Origin of the sequence: Streptacidiphilus sp. PB12-B1b, assembly GCF_014084125.1 — a bacterium.
Taxonomy (GTDB): Bacteria; Actinomycetota; Actinomycetes; order Streptomycetales; family Streptomycetaceae; genus Streptacidiphilus.
Genome location: NZ_CP048405.1, coordinates 7542777 through 7562296, shown reverse-complemented (window position 1 = coordinate 7562296; position 19520 = coordinate 7542777). Strand labels below are relative to the sequence as shown.

At 71.8% G+C, this 19520-nt stretch carries 18 protein-coding genes and 1 tRNA gene; 11 read left to right on the top strand and 8 right to left on the bottom strand.

Features of this window, described 5'->3' with window-relative positions; genetic code table 11:
- Window positions 1–51: 51 nt before the first annotated feature.
- Window positions 52–125, bottom strand: a tRNA-Gly gene (locus GXW83_RS33085).
- Between the two features lie 319 nt (window positions 126–444).
- Here GXW83_RS33085 and GXW83_RS33080 point away from each other — a divergent pair.
- On the top strand, window positions 445–663 hold the full coding sequence (locus GXW83_RS33080; RefSeq protein ID WP_182446722.1) for a hypothetical protein: 219 nt from the start codon (window positions 445–447) through the stop codon (window positions 661–663).
- 68 nt (window positions 664–731) lie between these two features.
- On the top strand, window positions 732–1307 hold the full coding sequence (dcd, locus tag GXW83_RS33075; RefSeq protein ID WP_182446721.1) for a dCTP deaminase: 576 nt from the start codon (window positions 732–734) through the stop codon (window positions 1305–1307).
- A 56-nt stretch (window positions 1308–1363) separates the two neighbouring features.
- Here the strand turns inward: dcd and GXW83_RS33070 are convergent, their stop codons facing one another.
- The 3 genes from GXW83_RS33070 to GXW83_RS33060 all read right to left on the bottom strand — a co-directional run bounded on the left by GXW83_RS33070 (window position 1364) and on the right by GXW83_RS33060 (window position 5687).
- Window positions 1364–2254 carry a metal-dependent hydrolase gene (locus GXW83_RS33070; RefSeq protein ID WP_182446719.1) on the bottom strand — a complete coding sequence of 297 codons (891 nt, stop codon included), beginning with the start codon at window positions 2252–2254 and terminating at the stop codon, window positions 1364–1366.
- 112 nt (window positions 2255–2366) lie between these two features.
- A complete protein-coding gene (locus GXW83_RS33065) occupies window positions 2367–3101 on the bottom strand; it encodes a Yip1 family protein (RefSeq protein ID WP_182446717.1) in 735 nt (244 codons plus the stop codon).
- 348 nt (window positions 3102–3449) lie between these two features.
- Window positions 3450–5687 carry a (Fe-S)-binding protein gene (locus tag GXW83_RS33060; protein WP_182446715.1) on the bottom strand — a complete coding sequence of 746 codons (2238 nt, stop codon included), beginning with the start codon at window positions 5685–5687 and terminating at the stop codon, window positions 3450–3452.
- A gap of 369 nt (window positions 5688–6056) precedes the next feature.
- Here GXW83_RS33060 and dnaK point away from each other — a divergent pair, with 369 nt between their 5' ends.
- From dnaK to GXW83_RS33030, 6 genes are all read left to right on the top strand, one after another.
- Window positions 6057–7907 (top strand): molecular chaperone DnaK, encoded by a 1851-nt coding sequence (gene dnaK, locus GXW83_RS33055; RefSeq protein ID WP_182446713.1) that lies wholly within the window; start codon window positions 6057–6059, stop codon window positions 7905–7907.
- Window positions 7904–8557: a nucleotide exchange factor GrpE gene (gene grpE, locus GXW83_RS33050; protein ID WP_182446711.1), complete on the top strand. Its 654-nt coding sequence runs from the start codon at window positions 7904–7906 to the stop codon at window positions 8555–8557. Before dnaK ends, grpE begins: the two co-directional genes overlap by 4 nt.
- A gap of 105 nt (window positions 8558–8662) precedes the next feature.
- Window positions 8663–9835 carry a molecular chaperone DnaJ gene (gene dnaJ, locus GXW83_RS33045; protein ID WP_182446709.1) on the top strand — a complete coding sequence of 391 codons (1173 nt, stop codon included), beginning with the start codon at window positions 8663–8665 and terminating at the stop codon, window positions 9833–9835.
- A gap of 97 nt (window positions 9836–9932) precedes the next feature.
- Window positions 9933–10400 (top strand): heat shock protein transcriptional repressor HspR, encoded by a 468-nt coding sequence (locus GXW83_RS33040; protein ID WP_304940996.1) that lies wholly within the window; start codon window positions 9933–9935, stop codon window positions 10398–10400.
- 554 nt (window positions 10401–10954) lie between these two features.
- Window positions 10955–11887, top strand: a complete 933-nt coding sequence (locus tag GXW83_RS33035; protein ID WP_182446708.1) for a LuxR C-terminal-related transcriptional regulator — start codon at window positions 10955–10957, stop codon at window positions 11885–11887.
- A gap of 188 nt (window positions 11888–12075) precedes the next feature.
- Entirely contained in the window at window positions 12076–12630 is a 555-nt protein-coding gene (locus GXW83_RS33030; protein WP_182446706.1) for a hypothetical protein, read from the top strand.
- Window positions 12631–12744: 114 nt separating this feature from the next.
- Here GXW83_RS33030 and dhaM read toward each other — a convergent pair whose 3' ends face one another.
- Window positions 12745–13134 carry a dihydroxyacetone kinase phosphoryl donor subunit DhaM gene (gene dhaM / locus GXW83_RS33025; protein WP_182446704.1) on the bottom strand — a complete coding sequence of 130 codons (390 nt, stop codon included), beginning with the start codon at window positions 13132–13134 and terminating at the stop codon, window positions 12745–12747.
- Window positions 13135–13180: 46 nt separating this feature from the next.
- Between dhaM and dhaK the strand changes: the two genes are divergently transcribed.
- Both dhaK and dhaL read left to right on the top strand, forming a co-directional pair.
- A complete protein-coding gene (gene dhaK / locus GXW83_RS33020) occupies window positions 13181–14179 on the top strand; it encodes a dihydroxyacetone kinase subunit DhaK (protein ID WP_182446702.1) in 999 nt (332 codons plus the stop codon).
- Between the two features lie 29 nt (window positions 14180–14208).
- Complete coding sequence (dhaL, locus tag GXW83_RS33015) at window positions 14209–14838, top strand: dihydroxyacetone kinase subunit DhaL (RefSeq protein ID WP_225447601.1); 630 nt, start codon at window positions 14209–14211, stop codon at window positions 14836–14838.
- A gap of 70 nt (window positions 14839–14908) precedes the next feature.
- Here dhaL and GXW83_RS33010 read toward each other — a convergent pair whose 3' ends face one another.
- Window positions 14909–15703: a carbon-nitrogen family hydrolase gene (locus tag GXW83_RS33010; protein WP_182446700.1), complete on the bottom strand. Its 795-nt coding sequence runs from the start codon at window positions 15701–15703 to the stop codon at window positions 14909–14911.
- A gap of 178 nt (window positions 15704–15881) precedes the next feature.
- Between GXW83_RS33010 and GXW83_RS33005 the strand changes: the two genes are divergently transcribed.
- On the top strand, window positions 15882–16709 hold the full coding sequence (locus GXW83_RS33005; protein ID WP_182446698.1) for a maleylpyruvate isomerase family mycothiol-dependent enzyme: 828 nt from the start codon (window positions 15882–15884) through the stop codon (window positions 16707–16709).
- A gap of 43 nt (window positions 16710–16752) precedes the next feature.
- Here GXW83_RS33005 and GXW83_RS33000 read toward each other — a convergent pair whose 3' ends face one another.
- Together GXW83_RS33000 and GXW83_RS32995 are read right to left on the bottom strand one after the other, a co-directional pair.
- Window positions 16753–18204, bottom strand: a complete 1452-nt coding sequence (locus GXW83_RS33000) for a nitrate/nitrite transporter (RefSeq protein ID WP_225447384.1) — start codon at window positions 18202–18204, stop codon at window positions 16753–16755.
- A 94-nt stretch (window positions 18205–18298) separates the two neighbouring features.
- Window positions 18299–19375, bottom strand: coding sequence for a serine protease (locus GXW83_RS32995; protein ID WP_182446696.1), 1077 nt, complete (start codon window positions 19373–19375; stop codon window positions 18299–18301).
- Window positions 19376–19520 lie beyond the last annotated feature (145 nt).

Here is a 19520-nt window from a genome sequence, read left to right as displayed (position 1 = left end):
AGCAAAGAGGCCCGGTCCGGGGATCATGTCCCTGGCCTGGGCCTTTAGCTGTGGAGCGGGTGACGAGAATCGAACTCGCGCTCTGAGCTTGGGAAGCTCATGTTCTACCATTAAACTACACCCGCGTGATCGGCCGTCAGGGACGGCTGATGTTGCTCACTCTACCCCATGGTCGTCGGGGTGTGCATCGAGCGGCTCGGGGTGTTCCGGGTGGGGGTGGTGGGCGTACTGTGGCGGGCGGATTCCGGGGGTTGGGCGGCGGCGAGCCTTGAGGTGGAGTGTCCGGAACATCCCTTAATGTGATGCCGCCGCGCTGTGCGGTACGGGAGGTGACCGCGCGTCCACGGGTCCGCTGGTGCGGGCCAGTTGGTCCTGCTGCGCGGCGGTCGGCCGGGTGGGGCCGCGGCGGTCCGCCCGTATGCCGTCCGATGGGGAAAGGAAGCAATGGAGCGCACCGTCGTCCGTTGTGCCGAGGGGCACCTGTTCAGTACCGCCACGTTCCCGATGCAGAATCTCGGGGCCGGGCGGATCGGCCCCGGGCGGTTGATCCGCTGCCCCCGGTGCGCGCGGCTGCGCAGCTCCGTTCCGGCCGATCTCGCCGCTCTCAGCCGGGAGCAGATCCAGCAGGCGCTGCGGCGCGAGGCCGTCGAGTTCCTGGCGTAGGCGCGCGCTCCGGACGGGCTGCCCCCGCTGATTGGGCGGGGGCAGCCCCGGGCACGTAACCTCATGACGTGCTGCTCTCAGACAAGGACATCCGGACGGAGATCGAATCCGGGCGCGTGGTCATCGACCCGTACGACCCGGCCATGATCCAGCCGTCAAGCATCGACGTACGGCTCGACCGGTACTTCCGGGTGTTCGAGAACCACAAGTACCCCCACATCGACCCCTCGGTCGAGCAGCCCGACCTCACCCGGCTGGTCGAGCCCGAGGACGACGAACCGTTCATCCTGCACCCCGGCGAGTTCGCGCTGGCGTCCACGTACGAGGTCGTCACGCTGCCGGACGACCTGGCCTCCCGGCTGGAGGGCAAGAGCTCGCTGGGACGGCTCGGGCTGCTGACGCACTCCACCGCCGGCTTCATCGACCCCGGCTTCAGCGGGCACGTGACGCTGGAGCTGTCCAACGTCGCCACGCTGCCGATCAAGCTCTTCCCGGGGATGAAGATCGGCCAGCTGTGCATGTTCCGGCTGACCTCGCCCGCGGAGCACCCCTACGGCTCGGCCGAGTACGGCTCCCGCTACTTCGGCCAGCGCGGGCCGACGGCCTCCCGCTCGTACCTGAACTTCCACCGCACCCAGGTCTGAGGGTGCCGTAGTCCGGGGACGCGCCGGGAGGCCGCCGAGAAGCCGCCGGGGGGCCGCTAGCGGCGCTTGGGGGTGGTGACGGCGGTCAGCTCGCTGCCGTCCTCGCTGAGCCGCAGCTCGGTGCTGAGGCCCGCGAGCTCGCCGAGGCCGTGCAGGTGGGTACCGCCGCAGAAGATGGACGCGTGGCCCTCCGGCAGGTCGCAGGCCCAGCGGCGGCGGGCGGTCAGCTCGGGGCCCGGGGCCTCGACCCGGACCGGCGCCTCGGCCGCGACCCAGGCCGCCAGCTGCTCGTTGACGGCGGCGGTCAGCGTCGGCAGGTCGGCGGCGAGGTCGTCCGCCGTGAAGCCCTTCTTCCGCAGCGACTTCCCGATCCGGTAGACGTCGGTGCTGGCCTGGGCGTCCATCCGGGAGGTGTCCATGGCGAGGCTGTCGAAGTCCGGGTGGCCGAGGGCGTCGGCGCGGCCCGGGTCCTTGCGCCAGCGCGGCGCCAGGGCGGCGTTCAGGGCCAGGGCCAGCAGGTGGCAGCCGGTGTGGGCGGCGGACAGGGCGGCCCGGCGGTCGGCGTCCACCCGCAGCTCGACCGTCTCGCCGACGGCGACCGGCGCGCCCACCCCAGCGGCGGACCCGACGACGTGGACGACCAGCCAGGCCCACGCCTCGTCGCCGCGGCGGACCGGGATGTCCGGACCCAGCGACAGCTCGCCCTCGGGGCTGACCCCGCCGGTGACGCAGTCCAGCACCGGCAGCTCCGCGCCGTCCGCGGTCAGCAGGCTGCCGGTGTCGGCGGGCTGGTCCGGCCAGGTGTGGTCGAGCGGGTGGAACGGGGTGGTCCCGGTGACCACGCCGTAGCGGTCCTCGGGCAGCGGTACGACCGCCAGCACCGTGGAACTCCCGCGGACCTCACCTGCCGGGAAGGTCACCTGGGTGGACGCGGAGGGGAGGGACATGGGTGATTCTCCTGGTGCGGGGACGGCGCGGGTACGGCGCGGGACGGTGCGGGTGGGGTTCGGGCAACGGCGGTGGAACGGGTGATCGAACCGACTACCGGTCCATCTTCCCTCAGCCGACCGCGGGCAGGGTGATCAGGAGCAGCAGCGCGATCAGTTGCAGCGCCGCCGCGCCCGCGGCCTTGCCCCAGGGCAGGTCGTGCACCTGGCGCACCATGGCCGTCAGCAGCCAGGCGCAGACCAGCCAGGTGACCCAGCCCAGCAGCTGCACCACGCCGTTGGAGGGCGCCAGCACCAGCATCAGCAGCGCCCGGGGCAGGTTGGTGCCCCAGGCGATGAGCATGGACAGGCCGACGGTCGGGGCCCACGGGCCGTCGCCGCCGAGCCGGCGGGCCAGGCCGCAGGTGACGGCCCCGAAGACGATGCCGGTGGCGACGAAGCCCAGCGCGCTGAAGACCAGGGCGAAGACGGCCAGGCCGAAGGTGGAGTCGAACACCTCGCCCCGGAGGCCGCCGATGCCGAAGGTCGCCAGCACGCCGTACAGCCCGGAGACCGCCAGCGCCGGGCCCCAGACCTGGTGCGAGCGCATCTGCGCGAAGGTGCGGGTGGGGCGGCGGTATATCCCGGCGAGCAGCTCCCGCCAGGGGAGTCTGGCGGTGCCGACCTCGGGGTGCCGCTGACCGGCCCGGTAGGTGGTGATGTGCTCCACGGGCGCGGGCACGGACACCTCCGGGACGGTGAAGGCACGGGTGTGGCCCGGCTGGTCGCCGGGGTCGACGGCGACCGCCGGGGGAGCGCTCCGGGCGCTCTCACGGGTCCGGGTGAACGGAAGTCCTCTAGCACGCACCCTCTGACCGTACCCGCACTGTCCGACACGCGAGCACGCTTCCCGGGACGGACGCCCGGACGGGGCCCGGCGCTGCGTCGGCGCGGGGAGGGGTACGGGCGCGGGTCCGGGCGTGCGGCGGGGTGGGCGCCGCGCGGACGTCCGGGACGGGAGGGGCGTTGGCGCCGGCGCGGTAGGCGGTAGGGGCGCGGGCGTGCGGTGGGTGGGCACGGCGTGGATCGTGGGCGGGGGACGCCGGGCGGCCCGGCTGCGGGAGGGGTTCCGCGGCCGGGCCGGGCGGTGGGCGTCAGGGGCGGTCGGCTGGGCGGCCGGGGTGGGGGCCCGGCCGCCCGGGCCGGGGATGCGTCGTCAGGAGGTGGCGGGTTCCGGTTCGGGGGCGTCTTCGGCGGGGGCCTGCGGGAGGGCCTTGACGGAGTCCAGCAGCAGCTGGGCGACGTCGACCACGCGCAGGGCCTCCTTGGCCGCGCCCTCGCTCTTCTTGCCGTTGGCCGAGTCGGAGAGCATCACCAGGCAGAACGGGCAGGCGGTGGAGATGATGTCGGGGTTGAGCGACAGCGCCTCGTCCACGCGCTCGGTGTTGATCCGCTTGCCGATGCGCTCCTCCATCCACATCCGCGCGCCGCCGGCGCCGCAGCAGAAGCCGCGCTCCTTGTGGCGGTGCATCTCCTCGTTGCGCAGTCCGGGGACGGCGGCGATGATCTCGCGCGGCGGGGTGTAGACCTTGTTGTGCCGGCCGAGGTAGCAGGGGTCGTGGTAGGTGATCAGGCCCTCGACCGGGTTGACCGGCACCAGCCTGCCCTCGTCCACCAGGTGCTGCAGCAGCTGCGTGTGGTGGATGACCTCGAAGTGGCCGCCGAGCTGCGGGTACTCGTTGGCGATGGTGTTGAAGCAGTGCGGGCAGGTGGCCACGATCCGCTTGACCGGGGCGTCCTCCAGCACGGTGTTCAGGGTCTCGACGTTCTGCGCGCCGAGCATCTGGAACAGGAACTCGTTGCCCAGGCGGCGGGCGGAGTCACCGGTGCAGGACTCCTCCTTGCCGAGGATGGCGAACTTCACGCCCGCGGTGTGCAGCAGTTCGGCGAAGGCCTTGGTGGTCTTCTTGGCCCGGTCCTCCAGGGCGCCGGCGCAGCCGACCCAGTACAGGTACTCGACCTCGGCCGGGTCGATGTCCTCGCCGATGACGGGGACCTCGATGCCGGTCTCCTTCTTCAGCTCCTTCACCCAGTCCAGGCGGGCCTTGGTGGCCATGCCCCACGGGTTGCCCTTGTTCTCCAGGTTCTTCAGCATCGTCCCGGCCTCGGTCGGGAACGAGGACTCGATCATGACCTGGTAGCGGCGCATGTCGACGATGTGGTCGATGTGCTCGATGTCCACCGGGCACTGCTCGACGCAGGCGCCGCAGGTGGTGCAGGACCACAGCACGTCCGGGTCGATGACGCCGTTCTCCTCGGCGGTGCCGATCAGCGGGCGCTCGGCCTCGGCCAGGGCGGCGGCGGGGACGTTCGCCAGCTGCTCGGGGGTGGCCTTCTCGTTGCCCTCGGCGTCCTTGCCGCCGCCGGCGAGCAGGTAGGGGGCCTTGGCGTAGGCGTGCTCGCGCAGGTTCATGATCAGCAGCTTGGGCGAGAGCGGCTTGCCGGTGTTCCAGGCGGGGCACTGCGACTGGCAGCGTCCGCACTCGGTGCAGGTGGAGAAGTCCAGCAGGCCCTTCCAGGAGAACTGCTCGACCTGGGAGACGCCGAAGACCGCGTCGTCGGCCGGGTCCTCGAAGTCGATCGGGGTGCCGCCGGAGGTCATCGGGCGCAGTTCACCGAGGGCGACGGAGCCGTCCTGCTCGCGCTTGAAGAAGATGTTGAAGAACGCGAGGAAGCGGTGCCAGGCCACGCCCATCGAGGGGTTGAGGCCGATGGTGATCGCCCAGGTGAAGGAGATGGTGATCTTCAGCATCGCCACCAGGTAGATCAGGTTCTTCAGGGTGCCGGTGCCGAGGTGCGAGAACGCCGCGACCAGCGGGTAGGTCACGAAGTAGCTGGCCTCGTAGTGCGTGACGCCCTCGAGCGCGCCCTCCAGGCCGCGCAGCACCAGGATGCAGATGCCGATGCCGAGGATGACGTACTCGACGAAGAACGCCTGCCAGGCGATGGAGCCGGCGAAGCGGGACTTGCGTCCGGCCCGGCCGGGCAGCGACAGCAGCCGGACGACGATCAGCACCAGGATGCCGAGCGTGGTCAGGGTGCCGACGATCTCCTCGAAGACCAGGTAGGGCGCCCAGTGGCCGATGACCGGCAGCGCGAAGTTCGCGTCGAAGATCTGCCCGAAGGCGGTGACCAGGGTCAGCACCAGGCAGAAGAAGCCGGTGGCGACGAACCAGTGGGCCACGCCGACGACGCCCCAGGTGGTCATCCGGGTGTGCCCGAAGAACTCCTTGGCGACGGTCTTGCCGCGTCGCACCGGGTCCGCGGTGCGGGCGCGTGGCGGCTCGTCGGCGCCGAGCGTGACGAAGGTGTAGATGTACAGGGCGGCGCGCGCGGCCAGCGCGGTACCGACCAGAGTCGTGACCAGTGAGATCACGATCGCGGCGAGCTGCATCGGCTCCGTCTCCTCGGGCTGCTGACTGGCTGCGTGGGATCGCAGGGAGAATCCCACCGAGTGTACCGGCCGGTAACTTAGCTGGGCGCCATCGCGGCGAAAACCACGTCCACATGTGACCGTGTCGTCACCGAGTCACCAGGGCCGATCAGCCGGACCATATCGCCCATGGGCCCCTTGTGCCCCTATGTAGCCCGTCACACCCGGAAGCACTGGTCCGGTCGTGGTCCGGGCGGCACCCGTTCGGCGCCCGGTCGGCATAAGGGATCAATAAAGTTGAGCCGTCACCACTCAGCTCTGTTGACGTACTCTGCTCCCGGGTGCATGATTGAGCCTGTTCTACTCAACTTGTTTCTGGAGGGTTCCACGATGGCTCGTGCGGTCGGAATCGACCTCGGTACGACGAACTCTGTCGTCAGCGTCCTCGAAGGCGGTGAGCCCACCGTCATCACCAACGCCGAGGGCGCCCGGACCACACCGTCCGTCGTCGCCTTCGCAAAGAACGGCGAGGTGCTGGTCGGCGAGGTTGCCAAGCGCCAGGCGGTCACCAACGTGGACCGGACCATCAGGTCCGTCAAGCGCCACATGGGGACCGACTGGAAGGTCAACATCGATGGCAAGGACTTCACCCCGCAGCAGATGAGCGCCTTCATCCTGCAGAAGCTCAAGCGTGACGCCGAGGCGTACCTGGGCGAGAAGGTCGCGGACGCGGTCATCACCGTCCCCGCGTACTTCAACGACTCCGAGCGCCAGGCCACCAAGGAGGCCGGTGAGATCGCCGGCCTGAACGTCCTGCGCATCGTCAACGAGCCCACCGCGGCCGCCCTGGCCTACGGCCTGGACAAGGACGACCAGACCATTCTCGTCTTCGACCTCGGCGGCGGCACCTTCGACGTGTCCCTGCTGGAGATCGGCGACGGCGTGGTCGAGGTCAAGGCCACCAACGGCGACAACCACCTCGGCGGTGACGACTGGGACCAGCGGGTCGTCGACCACCTGGTGAAGCAGTTCCAGAACGGCCACGGCGTCGACCTGTCCAAGGACAAGATGGCGCTCCAGCGTCTGCGCGAGGCCGCCGAGAAGGCGAAGATCGAGCTCTCCTCCTCGACCGAGACCACGATCAACCTGCCCTACATCACGGCCTCCGCCGAGGGCCCGCTGCACCTGGACGAGAAGCTCTCCCGCTCGCAGTTCCAGCAGCTCACCGCGGACCTCCTGGACCGCTGCAAGACCCCGTTCCACAACGTCATCAAGGACGCCGGCATCCAGCTGTCCGAGATCGACCACGTGGTCCTGGTCGGCGGCTCCACCCGTATGCCCGCCGTCGCCGACCTGGTCCGCGAGCTGACCGGCGGCAAGGAGCCCAACAAGGGCGTCAACCCGGACGAGGTCGTCGCCATCGGCGCGACCCTCCAGGCCGGCGTGCTCAAGGGCGAGGTCAAGGACGTCCTGCTGCTCGACGTCACGCCGCTGTCCCTCGGCATCGAGACCAAGGGCGGCATCATGACCAAGCTGATCGAGCGCAACACGACCATCCCGACCAAGCGCTCCGAGATCTTCACCACGGCCGAGGACAACCAGCCGTCCGTGCAGATCCAGGTCTACCAGGGCGAGCGCGAGATCGCGGCGTACAACAAGAAGCTCGGCATGTTCGAGCTGACCGGCCTGCCGCCGGCGCCCCGCGGCCTGCCGCAGATCGAGGTCACCTTCGACATCGACGCCAACGGCATCATGCACGTCTCCGCCAAGGACCTCGGCACCGGCAAGGAGCAGCGCATGGCCGTCACCGGCGGCTCCGCGCTGCCCAAGGAGGACATCGCGCGGATGATGCGCGAGGCCGAGGAGTTCGCGGACGAGGACCACCGCCGCCGCGAGGCCGCGGAGACCCGCAACACCGCCGAGCAGCTCGTCTACACGACCGAGAAGTTCGTCAAGGACAACGAGGACAAGGTCCCCGCCGAGGTCAAGGACGAGGTCGCGTCCGCCGTCGCCGACCTCAAGGAGAAGCTGAAGGGCGAGGACAGCGCGGCCATCCGCGAGGCCACCGAGAAGCTCTCGACCACCTCGCAGAAGCTCGGCCAGGCGCTGTACGCCCAGACCGAGGGTGCGGCCGCGGCCGGTGCGCCCTCCGACGCCCCGCACGACGCGGCCGGCGCCGAGGACGACGTCGTGGACGCCGAGATCGTCGACGACGAGAAGCGCGACGGCGGTGCGGCGTGACCAAGGAGACGCAGGGCTTCGCTGAGGAGCCCGGCGCCGCCACCACCGGCGAAGGGAAAGGGGCCGCCGACAAGGCGGCCCCGGCCCCCGGTGCTTCGGAGGGCGCGGCGACGGGTGCGGGCGACGCCGCCGGCGGTGCCGCCGCCGGCGCCGAGGAGCTGGCCGACGCCCGCAAGCAGCTCGCCGAGCGGACCGCTGACCTGCAGCGGCTCCAGGCCGAGTACCAGAACTACCGCAAGCGGGTCGAGCGGGACCGGGTGACGGTGCGTGAGATCGCCGTGGCCGCCCTGCTGGAGAACCTGCTGCCGGTGCTGGACGACATCGGCCGCGCGCGCGAGCACGACGAGCTGACGGGCGGCTTCAAGTCCGTCGGCGAGTCGCTGGAGACCGTGGTCGCCAAGCTGGGGCTGCAGCAGTTCGGCAAGCAGGGCGAGCCCTTCGACCCGCAGCTGCACGAGGCCCTGATGCACAGCTACTCGGCGGACGTCGAGGAGACCACGTGCGTGCAGATCCTGCAGCCGGGGTACAAGATCGGCGAGCGGATCATCCGCCCGGCGCGCGTCGCCGTGGCGGAGCCCGAGCCCGGCGGTTCCGCCGCCGGCGAATCCTCCGATGAGGACGCCAAGGGCGACGGTGACAGCGAGGACTGATCCGGTGGAGACTGTGGGGCCGTACGCCGGGTTTTCCGGGGTGCGGTCCCACCGTCCCATCACACCGACTGCTTCTGCGGCACCTGCGGAGAGGAGGGAATCCTTTTGAGCGGCAAGGACTATGTGGAGAAGGACTACTACAAGGTTCTGGGCGTGCCCAAGGACGCCTCCACCGCGGAGATCAAGAAGTCCTACCGAAAGCTGGCCCGGGAATTCCACCCCGACGCGAACAAGGGGAATCCCGAGGCCGAGGAGCGCTTCAAGGAGATCTCCGAGGCCAATGACGTGCTCTCGGACGCCAAGCGGCGCAAGGAGTACGACGAGGCCCGGGCACTGTTCGCCAACGGCGGCTTCCGTACCGGCGCCGGCGCCAACGGCGGCTTCGGCTTCGACCTGGGCGACCTGTTCAACGGCGGCCAGCAGAGCGGCACGTTCGGTGGCGGTGGCGGCGGCGGGCTGGGCGACGTCTTCGGCGGCATCTTCAACCGGGGCGGCGGCACCCGTACCGCCCAGCCCCGGCGCGGCGCGGACGTCGAGTCCGAGGTCACGCTGAGCTTCGTCGAGGCGGTGGAGGGCACCACCGTCCCGCTGCGGATGACCAGTCAGGCCGCCTGCAAGGCGTGCTCCGGCACCGGCGCCAAGGCCGGCACCACCCCGCGGGTCTGCCCGACCTGCGTCGGCACCGGCCACGTCCAGCGCGGCCAGGGCGGCTTCGCGCTGTCCGAGCCGTGCCGCGACTGCAAGGGCCGCGGCCTGATCGTGGACGACCCCTGCGAGGTCTGCCACGGCAGCGGCCGGGCCACCTCGGCCCGCACCATGCAGGTGCGGATCCCGGCGGGCGTCTCCAACGACCAGCGGATCCGGCTCAAGGGGAAGGGTGCGCAGGGCGAGCGCGGCGGCAACCCCGGTGACCTCTACGTCACCGTGCACGTCCAGGACCACCCGGTGTTCGGCCGCAAGGGCGACAACCTGACCGTGACCGTCCCGGTCTCCTTCCCCGAGGCCGCGCTGGGCGGCACGATCCGGGTGCCGACCCTGGGCGGCCCCCCGGTCACCCTGAAGATGCCCCCGGGCACCGCCAACGGGCGCACCATGCGCGCCCGCGGCAAGGGCGCGGTGCGCAAGGACGGCACCCGCGGCGACCTGCTGGTCACCGTCGAGGTCGCCGTTCCGCCGTCGACCGAGGGCGAGGCGCTGACGGCACTGGAGCAGTACCGCGAGGCAACGGCCGCGGAGGACCCGCGGGCGGCTCTGTTCAAGGCAGCGGAGGAGGCGTGAGGTGAACGAGGCAGACAGCGGGCGCGGCGCCGGCGGCGGCCCGATCGGCGTGGGGCTCGGCGGCGGCCTGCCCGGCGGGGTGCCCGGCAGCCGCTCGGTGGGCGAGGCGCCCGGGGCGGCCCGGGCGGGCGCCCGCGCGGCGTACCAGCTGACCGAGTACACCCCGGTGTACGTGATCTCGGTGGCCGCGCAGCTGAGCGGGCTGCATCCGCAGACCCTGCGCCAGTACGACCGGCTGGGCCTGGTCTCGCCGGACCGGACGGCCGGGCGCGGTCGGCGCTACTCGGCGCGCGACATCGAGCAGCTGCGCGAGGTCCAGCGGCTGTCCCAGGAGGAGGGCATCAACCTCGCCGGGATCAAGCGGATCATCGAGCTGGAGAACCAGGTGGCCGCGCTCCAGTCGCGGGTGGCCGAGCTGCAGGGCGAGGTCGCCAGCGCCGGTCTGGCCGCCACCCAGCGCGAGGCGGCGGTGCACGCCTCCTACCGCCGGGACCTGGTGCCGTACGCGCCCGCCAGGCAGAGCAGCGCACTGGTGGTGTGGCGGCCGAAGCGCCGTGGTGAGTGAGCAACTGCCCATGCTGGAACGGGTACTGACGTTCGAGGGGCCGTACCCCAGGTGGGTGCGGCCCCTCAGGCGTCAGGCCGTACGGCCCGGGCGACTGGTGGGCACAGGCTCAGTTCCAGGCCAGGTCGGCCGGGGTTGCCGCGACACGGGACGCCGTGTTCCCAGTCGAGACTGTCGCCGAAGCGGTGCCGGTACTGAACACCAGCGCCGCAGCACAGACGGACAGAGCCAATGCGACAGTACGAACGTAGCGACGAGCAGAGCGCATGACACCACTCCCTTCCGAGTGGGGGATCACGGTGAGCGGGTGATCCTCGGTGAGTGCGAAGGTCCTACGGCCGTGTGGGCCGAACAGTCATCCATCACAATGGGGTACAGAACGGCGTCGACTCGGCGTTCGAGGGTGGCAACAAGTGGCCGATCTCGAAGTGGCCAGAGAATAATTCTGTCTAAAAAGGGATAAATTGACAATGACGGGTGTGCCACAGCCTCCGAACCTGAGCCCTGGTGCCGTGGCCGTCTACCGGGTGGCTCTGGGGGACGGTGAACTCCGCATGGACACGGCAGCGGACATCACCGGGCTCAGCAACGACGAACTCGCTCGTTACCGGGACGAACTGTTGCGTTGTCGATTGCTTCAACCGTCGGCGAAGGATGAGCAGACACTGCTGCCGGTGAACCCGGAGATCGCGGCCGCGCGCCTGGCCGAGCCCCTCGAGGAGACCATTCGTTCGTACCGCGAGGCGGTGGACTCTACCAGGGAGACGCTGCTGAAGCTCATGCCCGCGTATCTGGGCCGTACCATGTACGGGCCGGTCAACGGCGGCGTCGAGACCGTCTCCGACCCGGCCGAGGTGCAGCACCTGGTGAACCAGGCGTCGGAGAAGTGCTGCAAGGAGATGCTGAGCGTGCAGCCCGGCGGCTTCCGCGACCCGGTGGCGCTGGAGGCCAGCCTGCCCAAGGAGTTGGAGGCGCTGGAGCGCGGAGTCCGGTTCCGGGTGCTCTACCAGCACCCCACGCGCGCCCAGTTGAGCCTGCGCTCGCACGTGGCCGCCATCGTCAAGGCCGGTGCCCAGGTGCGCACCGCCGACCAGCTGGCCGAGCGGATGTTCATCTTCGACCGCGAGGTCGCCTTCATCCCCAAGCGCAGCAGCACCGACCAGGCCCCGGGCGCGGTGGTGGTCCGCGAGCCGGTCCTGATCGCCTTCCTGTGCGCGCTGTTCGACCAGTTCTGGGTGTCGGCCGTCCCGTTCATCACCGACGGCCCGGGCTACCAGAACGTCTCGGACGACCTGCGACTGGCCATCCTCGGGCTGCTGTCGCAGGGGCTCAAGGACGAGGTGGTGGCCCGCCGGCTGGGCATGTCGGTGCGCACCTGCCGGCGTCACATCGCCTCGCTGATGCAGGAGTTGGGCGCGGAGAGCAGGTTCGAGGCCGGGGTGAAGGCGGCACAGCTCGGCCTGCTCAGCAAGGAGCTGCACGAGTAGCGAAACACCCACATGCCAGTGGGGGGTAACTACATGACACAGCCATCGCGTGGACGCACAGGTGTGCGCCCCTGCACCATCGATACATCCCCCCGGATGGGTCGCCGGCGCCGGCCACCTCACCTCACAGGTCCCCCGTCGTACAGGGACTTGATGTTAACAGGTCAACTATTGCGATGGAGTGGAACATGAGCGAGTTGCAGGACGTGGAGGAGCAGACCCGCGTCACCGAGGACGAGCTCGCCGCCGACGCACGGCGCAGCCTGCGTGTGTTCCTCGCCGCCCCCTCGCTGCGGCTGACCGGCCCGGCCGACGGCGTGTTCCCGCTCGCCCTGCGCGGCAAGGTCACCGCCCTGCGCGACGCCCTGCTGGACGCCGGTGTGACCGTCTTCAGCCAGCACCACGACGACTGCTGGGCCACCCGCGGCCTGGGCACCGGCTTCCGCGTCCCCTCCGCGTTCCGCGGGATGCAGTCCGCCGACCTCGCCTTCGCCTATGTCGAATCGCCGCTCTCCGCCGGCGTGGGCATGGAGCTGGGCTGGGCCTCCGCCCTGCGCAAGCCGCTGGTGCTGCTGGTCGACCAGGCGGCGGCGCACAACCCGATGATCGCCACGCTGGAGGAGGTCTCCCCGGTGCTGCCGATCCAGTTCGACGCCGGCTGGTCGGCCAAGAACCTCCGGCACGCCGTGATCACCGCCCTGGACTGGGCCGACACCTCGCTGGCCTACCCCGAGTCGGCCTGAGCCCGAAGCCTGGGCCCGAAGCCTGGGCCCGGGTCCGGGCCCGACGCACGAGTCAGGGGTCCGGGCCCGAGGCGTGGGCCCGGGCTCCGGCCCCGGCCGTCTGAGCGGCGGCCGTCAGAACTTCGGGATGCCCCGGGCCTCGCGTGCGGCCTCCGCAACCGCCGCCAGGTCCGCCCCGGTCGAGGCCAGCACGCAGGCCGCGATCGCCCCCTCCACGAACGGCGCGTCCACCAGCAGCACGTCCTCGCGCTCCAGGTCCGCCAGGACCAGCCGCGCGGTGAGGACGGAACTGCCCAGGTCCGGTACGACCAGCACACCGCCGCCGCGGTCCGCCTCGGCCACGGCGGCGGCGATCAGCTCGTAGCTGGTGCCCAGCCCGCCGTCCTCGGTGCCCCCGGCGACGGCGATCGGGACCAGGCCGGCGGCCAGCTGGTCCATCAGGGTGCGCAGCCCTTGCGCCAGGTCGCGGCTGTGCGAGACGAGTACGATGCCAACATCAGTCATGCTCGCCCATGCTAGTGCCGCCTCCGCCACCCTGAGGAGCCGCGCCGTGAAGAAGCTGATCAATTCCCCGGACGAGGTCGTCGCCGATGCCCTCGTCGGAGTAGCCGCAGCCCACCCCTCGTTGCGGGTGGACGTCAAGGAACGAGTGGTGTCCCGCGCGGCGCAGACCCGCGTGGGCAAGGTCGCCCTGGTCTCCGGCGGCGGCTCCGGCCACGAGCCGTTGCACGGCGGTTTCGTCGGCCTCGGCATGCTGGACGCCGCCTGCCCCGGCGAGGTCTTCACCTCGCCCGTGCCCGGGCAGATGCTGACCGCCGCGCAGCGCGTGGACGGCGGCGCCGGCGTCGTCTTCGTGGTCAAGAACTACACCGGTGACGTGCTGAACTTCCAGCTGGCCGCCGAGCTGGCCGAGGAGGAGGGCGTCCCGGTGCAGACGGTCCTGGTCGACGACGACGTCGCGGTCCAGGACTCCACCTACACGGCCGGACGGCGCGGCACCGGCGCCACGCTGTTCGTGGAGAAGATCGCGGGCGCCGCCGCCGAGCGCGGCGACAGCCTGGCCGAGGTCGCCGCCCTGGGCCGCCGGGTCAACGCCGCCTCCCGCTCCTTCGCGGTGGCGCTGACCTCCTGCACCACCCCGGCGGCCGGTCGGCCCGGCTTCGACCTGCCCGAGGACGAGATCGAGGTGGGCGTCGGCATCCACGGCGAGCCGGGCCGCAGCCGGGAGAAGATCCGCCCGGCCCGCGAGATCGTCGCCGACGCGCTGGCGGCGATCCTCGCCGACCAGCCGCTGGAGTCCGGCGAGGAGGTGATCGCCCTGGTCAACGGCATGGGCGCGACCCCGCTGCTGGAGCTGTACATCGTCTACGGCGAGGTGGCCGCGCTGCTGTCGGCGCGGGGCGTGCGGATCGCCCGGAATCTCGTCGGCAACTACGTGACCAGCCTGGACATGGCCGGGGTGTCGATCACCCTGTGCCGGGCCGATGCCGAGCTGCTGGCCCTGTGGGACGCCCCGGTGGACACCCCGGCCCTGCGCTGGGGGGTGTGACCCGAATGGCCCAACCGGACGAGGCCGGTCTGCTGGACGCCGACGGCGCCCGCGCCTGGGTGCTGGCCCTGGCCGAGGCCGTCGAGCAGACCTGCGAGCAGCTCACCTCGCTGGACGCGGCGATCGGCGACGGCGACCACGGCACCAACATGCGCCGGGGCCTGCGCGCCGTGGTCGAGGCGTTGGACGGCTTCGACGCGGCCACCCCCGGCGAGGTGCTGAAGAAGGCCGGGATGACGCTGATCTCCAGCGTCGGCGGCGCCTCCGGCCCGCTGTACGGCAGTGCCTTCCGGGCCATGGGCAAGGCCCTGGACACCCCGCAGGCCGACGCCGGGCAGCTGGCCGGGGCCTTCGCCGCCGGCCTGGAGGCGGTGCAGCGGCTGGGCGCGGCCCAGGTCGGCGACAAGACCATGGTGGACGCCTGGGCCCCGGCCTCGGCCGCCTTCGCCGCCGAGGCGGTGCGGGGCCCGGCCGCGGCCTCCGCCACCGCGGCGCGGGCGGCCGAGGAGGCCGCCCTCGGCACCGTGCCGCTGCAGGCCCACAAGGGCAGGGCCTCCTACCTGGGCGAGCGCAGCATCGGCCACCAGGACCCGGGCGCCACCTCGACGGCGCTGCTGTTCCGGACCCTGGCCGACGTCCTGGCCGGGGGCCCGGAGTAGCCGGCCGGGACCTGCCGTCCGGGCGGCCGCGGTCACCCGGACGGCCCAGCGCTCCGCTGCGCGGTCCGGCTCAGCGCCGGGGTGCGGCGATGCCCATCAGCCGGTCCCGCAGCACCGGGAACTCCGCCCGGGTCTTGGCCACCAGGCCCGGATCGAGGTCCACGGTGATGACCTCCTCGCCGTCCCCGGCCTCGGCCAGGACCGTGCCCCACGGGTCCACCACCAGGCTGTGCCCGGCCTGCTCGACGCCGCCGTTGGTCCCGGCGGTGTTGCAGGCCAGGACGTAGCCCTGCTCCTCGACCGCCCGGGCGCGGGCCAGCAGCGTCCAGTGCTCGCGCCGCCGGGCCGGCCAGGCGGCGGGGACGACGAAGATCTCGGCGCCCGCGTCCAGCAGCGTCCGGAACAGCTCCGGGAAGCGCAGGTCGTAGCAGGTGGCCAGGCCCAGGGTGGCGAAGTCGGTGGCGGCCACCGAGATCTCGGTGCCCGGGCCCATGGCGGCGGCCTCGCCGCTGTCGAAGCCGAAGCGGTGGATCTTCCGGTAGGTGTGGGCCAGCTCGCCGGAGGGCGAGAACAGCAGCGAGGTGTTGTAGAGCGGCCCGTCGGGGTCGCGTTCCACGATGGACCCCGCGTGCAGCCAGACGCCGGCGCTCCTGGCGGCCTCGGCCATCGCCTCGGCGGTGGGGCCGTCCAGGGTCTCCGCCCCGGACGACCACAGGTCGTAGGCGAAGCCGCCGAGGTTCCACAGCTCCGGCAGGACCACCAGGTCGCTGGCGGTCTGGGCGCGGACCAGGGCCGCGACGCGGTCGCGTCGGGCGTCCACGGACTCGTTCGGGTTGACGTCGATCTGCAGCAGTGAGGCGCGCACAGTACCACCCGCTCTGGGAAGGGCTCTACGATCAACACGTGAAAGCGCTGACCCGGTGACATAGGGGAGCGTAACGTGCCACGTGTGCACCCGTCGGCTGTGACGAACGGTGCGAGGGGCACGAGGAAACCGATCGAGCGTCCGCCGCCGGGGTGCCCGGAGCCAAGGGGTCAACAACGTGACCGACACGCAGATAGTCCAGGCGTACGCCGACGCCTGGACCCAGTCCATCGAGGCCGTCTCCGAGTTGGTGGCACCGCTCACCGAGGGCGAGTGGAACCGCCCCACCGAGTGCCCCGGCTGGTCGGTACGTGACGTGGTCTCACATGTCATCGCCATGGAGACGGAGCTGCTGGGCGATCCGCGTCCGATCCACACCCTGCCGCGCGATCTGCGGCACGTCGTCGACGAGTTCACCCGCTACTGCGAGGTGCCGGTCGACAAGCGCCGCTGCCACACCGGGCCGGAGATGACGGCCGAGCTGGAGTACACGGTCATCCGCCGCGCCCGCGCCCTGCGCGACACCCGCTATGGGCCCACCGACGAGGTGCGCTGGCCGATGGGCCCGTACGCCCGCGACATCCCGTACCACCAGCTGCTGCGGGCCCGGGTGTTCGACGTCTGGACGCACGAGCAGGACCTGCGCCGGGCGCTGCGCACCCCGGGCGGCCTGGACTCGGCGGCGGCCGGGGTCACCCGCGACTACCTGGTGGAGATGCTGCCGAAGGCGGTCGCCAAGCTGGCCGGGGCACCGGCCGGGACGACCGTGGTCTTCGACGTCTCGGGCGCCCAGGAGTTCATGCGCACGGTGCGGGTGGACGAGCACGGCCGGGGCAGCGTGGACGAGCAGGTGCCGCTGGCCCCGGCGGTCCGGCTGACCCTGGACTGGGAGACCTTCGCCCGGCTGGCCTGCGGCCGGATCGCACCGGCCGCCGCGGGCGTCAAGGTCGAGGGGGACGAGGCGCTGGCGCGGCGCATCCTGGACAACTTCGCGGTCACTCCCTGAGCGGTCACCGCCGGGCGGTCACCGCTGACCCCGGGCGGCGGCCTCAGCCGGCCGGGCGGGTGCGCGGCCGGTGCAGGCCCAGCTCCGCCTCCCGGCGGGCGGCCAGCGGGCGCAGCCGGACGATCTGGCTCAGCCCGAGCGCCATCGGCAGGTACAGCACGCAGAAGGCCAGCCGGAAGGCGTGCGGGGTGTAGCCGTTGCCGCCGCCCGGGGTGAGCAGGTCCAGCACCAGGCCGATGCCGAACAGCGCCAGCACGGCGGCGACGAAGCCGCCCATGTTGACGATGCCGGAGACGGTGCCGCCGCGCTCGGGCGGGTTGACCGGCCGGGCGTAGTCCAGGCCGACCAGGGAGGCCGGGCCGTTGCTGCCCATGACCACCACCAGCACCAGCAGCAGCCACATGGGCACGTGCGGCCCGGGCCAGCTGAGCACTGCCGCCCACAGCGCGCCGGTGCCCAGCACCACCGAGAACACCAGCGGGGTCCGGGCGGCCGGGCGGCGTGACATCAACTGGCCGAACAGCAGCGCGAATCCCATGCTGACGACGATGATCAGGGAGAGCAGCCCGGCGGCCGTGGCCCGGGACTCGCCCTGACCCTGCATCAGGAACGGCATGCCCCAGAGCAGCAGGAAGGCCGAGGCGGGGAAGGCCGTGGTGAAGTGCACCCACAGCCCCAGCCGGGTGCCCGGCTCCCGCCAGGCCGCCCGGATCTGCGGCAGCAGCGGCGGCCGGGCCGGGGCCTGCTGCCGCTCCCGGCCGGGGTCGTGGGCCGGGTCGCGGAACAGCGGTGCGCGCGGGCGGCTGTCCGGGGTCTCCCGCAGGAACAGCAGCACCACGGCCAGGACGCCGAGGCCCAGCAGCGCGGTGCAGCCGAAGGTCGGGGTCCAGCCGGCGCTGTGCAGCACCTGCGACAGCACCAGCGTGCTGACCAGGTTGCCCACCGTGCCGACCAGGCCGGTGAGCTGCGCGATGAACGGGTTGCGCCGGGCCGGGAACCAGCGCGCGCCCACCCGCAGCACGCTGACGAAGGTCATGGCGTCGCCGCAGCCGAGCACCGCGCGGCAGGCCAGGGCGGTGCCGAAGTCGGTGGTGAGGGCGAAGCCGAGCTGTCCGGCGGTGAGCAGCAGCAGCCCGCAGCTGAGCACCCGGCGCGGGCCGAAGCGGTCCACCAGCAGGCCCACCGGCACCTGCATCCCGGCGTAGACCAGGACCTGCAGGATGGCGAAGGTGGAGAGCGCCGACGGGCCGATGCCGAAGCGCGCGGCGGCGGCGATCCCGGCCACGCCCAGGCTGGTGCGGTGGACCACGGCGAGGACGTAGACGCTGACGCCGATGCCCCAGGCGAGCCAGGCGCCGCGTCCGCCGGGGGCGGCTGTCGCGGGCCCGGGCGCCTGCCCGGCCGGGGGCGCGGTCGGGGGCGCTGTCGGGGCGGTGAGGGCGGTGGCGGGGGTGGAGACGGCAGGGACCAGCGGCATGGCGGAGTCGGCAGACATGATGCACTCATCCTATGGAGGGATGAATTGCCGTCGGCCGCCGGGATTTTTGCGGTGGTTGCCGGTGGTTTGTCGCCCGGGCCGGGGCGTCCGGTCAGTGGCTGAGCGCGTAGTTGTACAGGTAGAAGATCTTGTTGTCGAAGACCGGGCTGTAGCTGATCCAGGAGTTGGGGCCGCCGTACTGCAGCCCGCCGATCAGGCCGATGACGTCCCCGGTGTTGGTCCGGGAGTCCAGGTGGATCAGCCACGGACTGCCCGAGGTGCCCGAGTAGAAGCCGGTGCACAGGAACTGCATCTGGGTGTAGCCGGTCAGCTTTGTCGTCCAGTTCCAGCAGGTGACGGCCTTGTCGGCGGGCGCCGAGGCGGTCTCCGGGTAGCCGGTGACCCCGGCCCAGTTGCTGTAGGTGGGGGTGCGGGTGAGCACGTTGCCGCCGGTGACGTTCTGCAGCAGCCGCCCCCTGGTGTCCGGCGCGACCTTGGCGAAGGCGTAGTCGTAGTCCGTGCCGGTGCCGGTCGCCGCGTAGTGGCTGTCGGTGTAGACCGACTTCACCGACCAGATCCCGTACGGCTGGGTGCGCGCGCCCGCCTGGTAGTCGGGGACGAACGCCACCCAGTAGCCGGGTCGGCAGTGCGCCGCCGTCATGATCAGGTTCTTGCCGGGGCTCTGCACCACCGACGCCGTGCAGTAGTGGGTGGTGAGGTTCTTGTCGGCGTAGACCAGGATGCCGATCGACGGGCGGGCGTTGTCGTACGAGTGGCCCAGCGTGTTGTCGCTGCCCACCGAGGAGGTCCGGGCCAGGTCGGAGCCGCGGCCCGGGGTGGCGCCCTTGGGGCCAGCGGCGACGGGCGAGGCGGCCGCGGCGGCGAGCCGGGCCGGGGTCCAGAACTGCTGCAGGCTCTCGGTGGAGACCGAGGCGGAGGCGGTGGCCGTCCGCCGGGGCGCGACCGCGGTCGGGGCCCCGACGGCGGAGCCGCCCCCGGCCGCGCCGGTGCCGGTGGCCGTCACGGCGCTCCGGCCGGGCTGCGCCTGCGTCCCGATCAGCTGCCTGACCTGGGCGTCCGCCGCCGGTGAGAGCGAGGCCGCCAGCACGGCGGCCAGGCCGATCCCGGTCGCCAGCGACCAGGCGACGGCCTTGCTGCGCCCCCGCTTGCGTGCTCGCTTGTGTCCCACGTGATCCCCCGTACGCCCAGCCGACAAGATCGAACGAATGTATCAGCGATCGGTGACCCGGCTGTGCGCGGCCTCCCGAACAGCCGCCGGACGCCCGGATTCCCTCCGTGGGGCGGCAGTTGGCGCCCGGGCGGCCCCGGCGGCG

Bases quoted from the DNA above. Each gene is read 5' to 3' on its own strand.
- GXW83_RS33030 (WP_182446706.1), top strand. From the start codon at position 12,076: ATGAGCGAGTTGCAGGACGTGGAGGAGCAGACCCGCGTCACCGAGGAC.
- GXW83_RS33035 (WP_182446708.1), top strand. From the start codon at position 10,955: ATGGACACGGCAGCGGACATCACCGGGCTCAGCAACGACGAACTCGCT.
- dhaM (WP_182446704.1), bottom strand. From the start codon at position 13,134: ATGACTGATGTTGGCATCGTACTCGTCTCGCACAGCCGCGACCTGGCG.
- GXW83_RS33080 (WP_182446722.1), top strand. From the start codon at position 445: ATGGAGCGCACCGTCGTCCGTTGTGCCGAGGGGCACCTGTTCAGTACC.
- GXW83_RS33070 (WP_182446719.1), bottom strand. From the start codon at position 2,254: ATGTCCCTCCCCTCCGCGTCCACCCAGGTGACCTTCCCGGCAGGTGAG.
- GXW83_RS33000 (WP_225447384.1), bottom strand. From the start codon at position 18,204: ATGTCTGCCGACTCCGCCATGCCGCTGGTCCCTGCCGTCTCCACCCCC.
- dnaK (WP_182446713.1), top strand. From the start codon at position 6,057: ATGGCTCGTGCGGTCGGAATCGACCTCGGTACGACGAACTCTGTCGTC.
- GXW83_RS33060 (WP_182446715.1), bottom strand. From the start codon at position 5,687: ATGCAGCTCGCCGCGATCGTGATCTCACTGGTCACGACTCTGGTCGGT.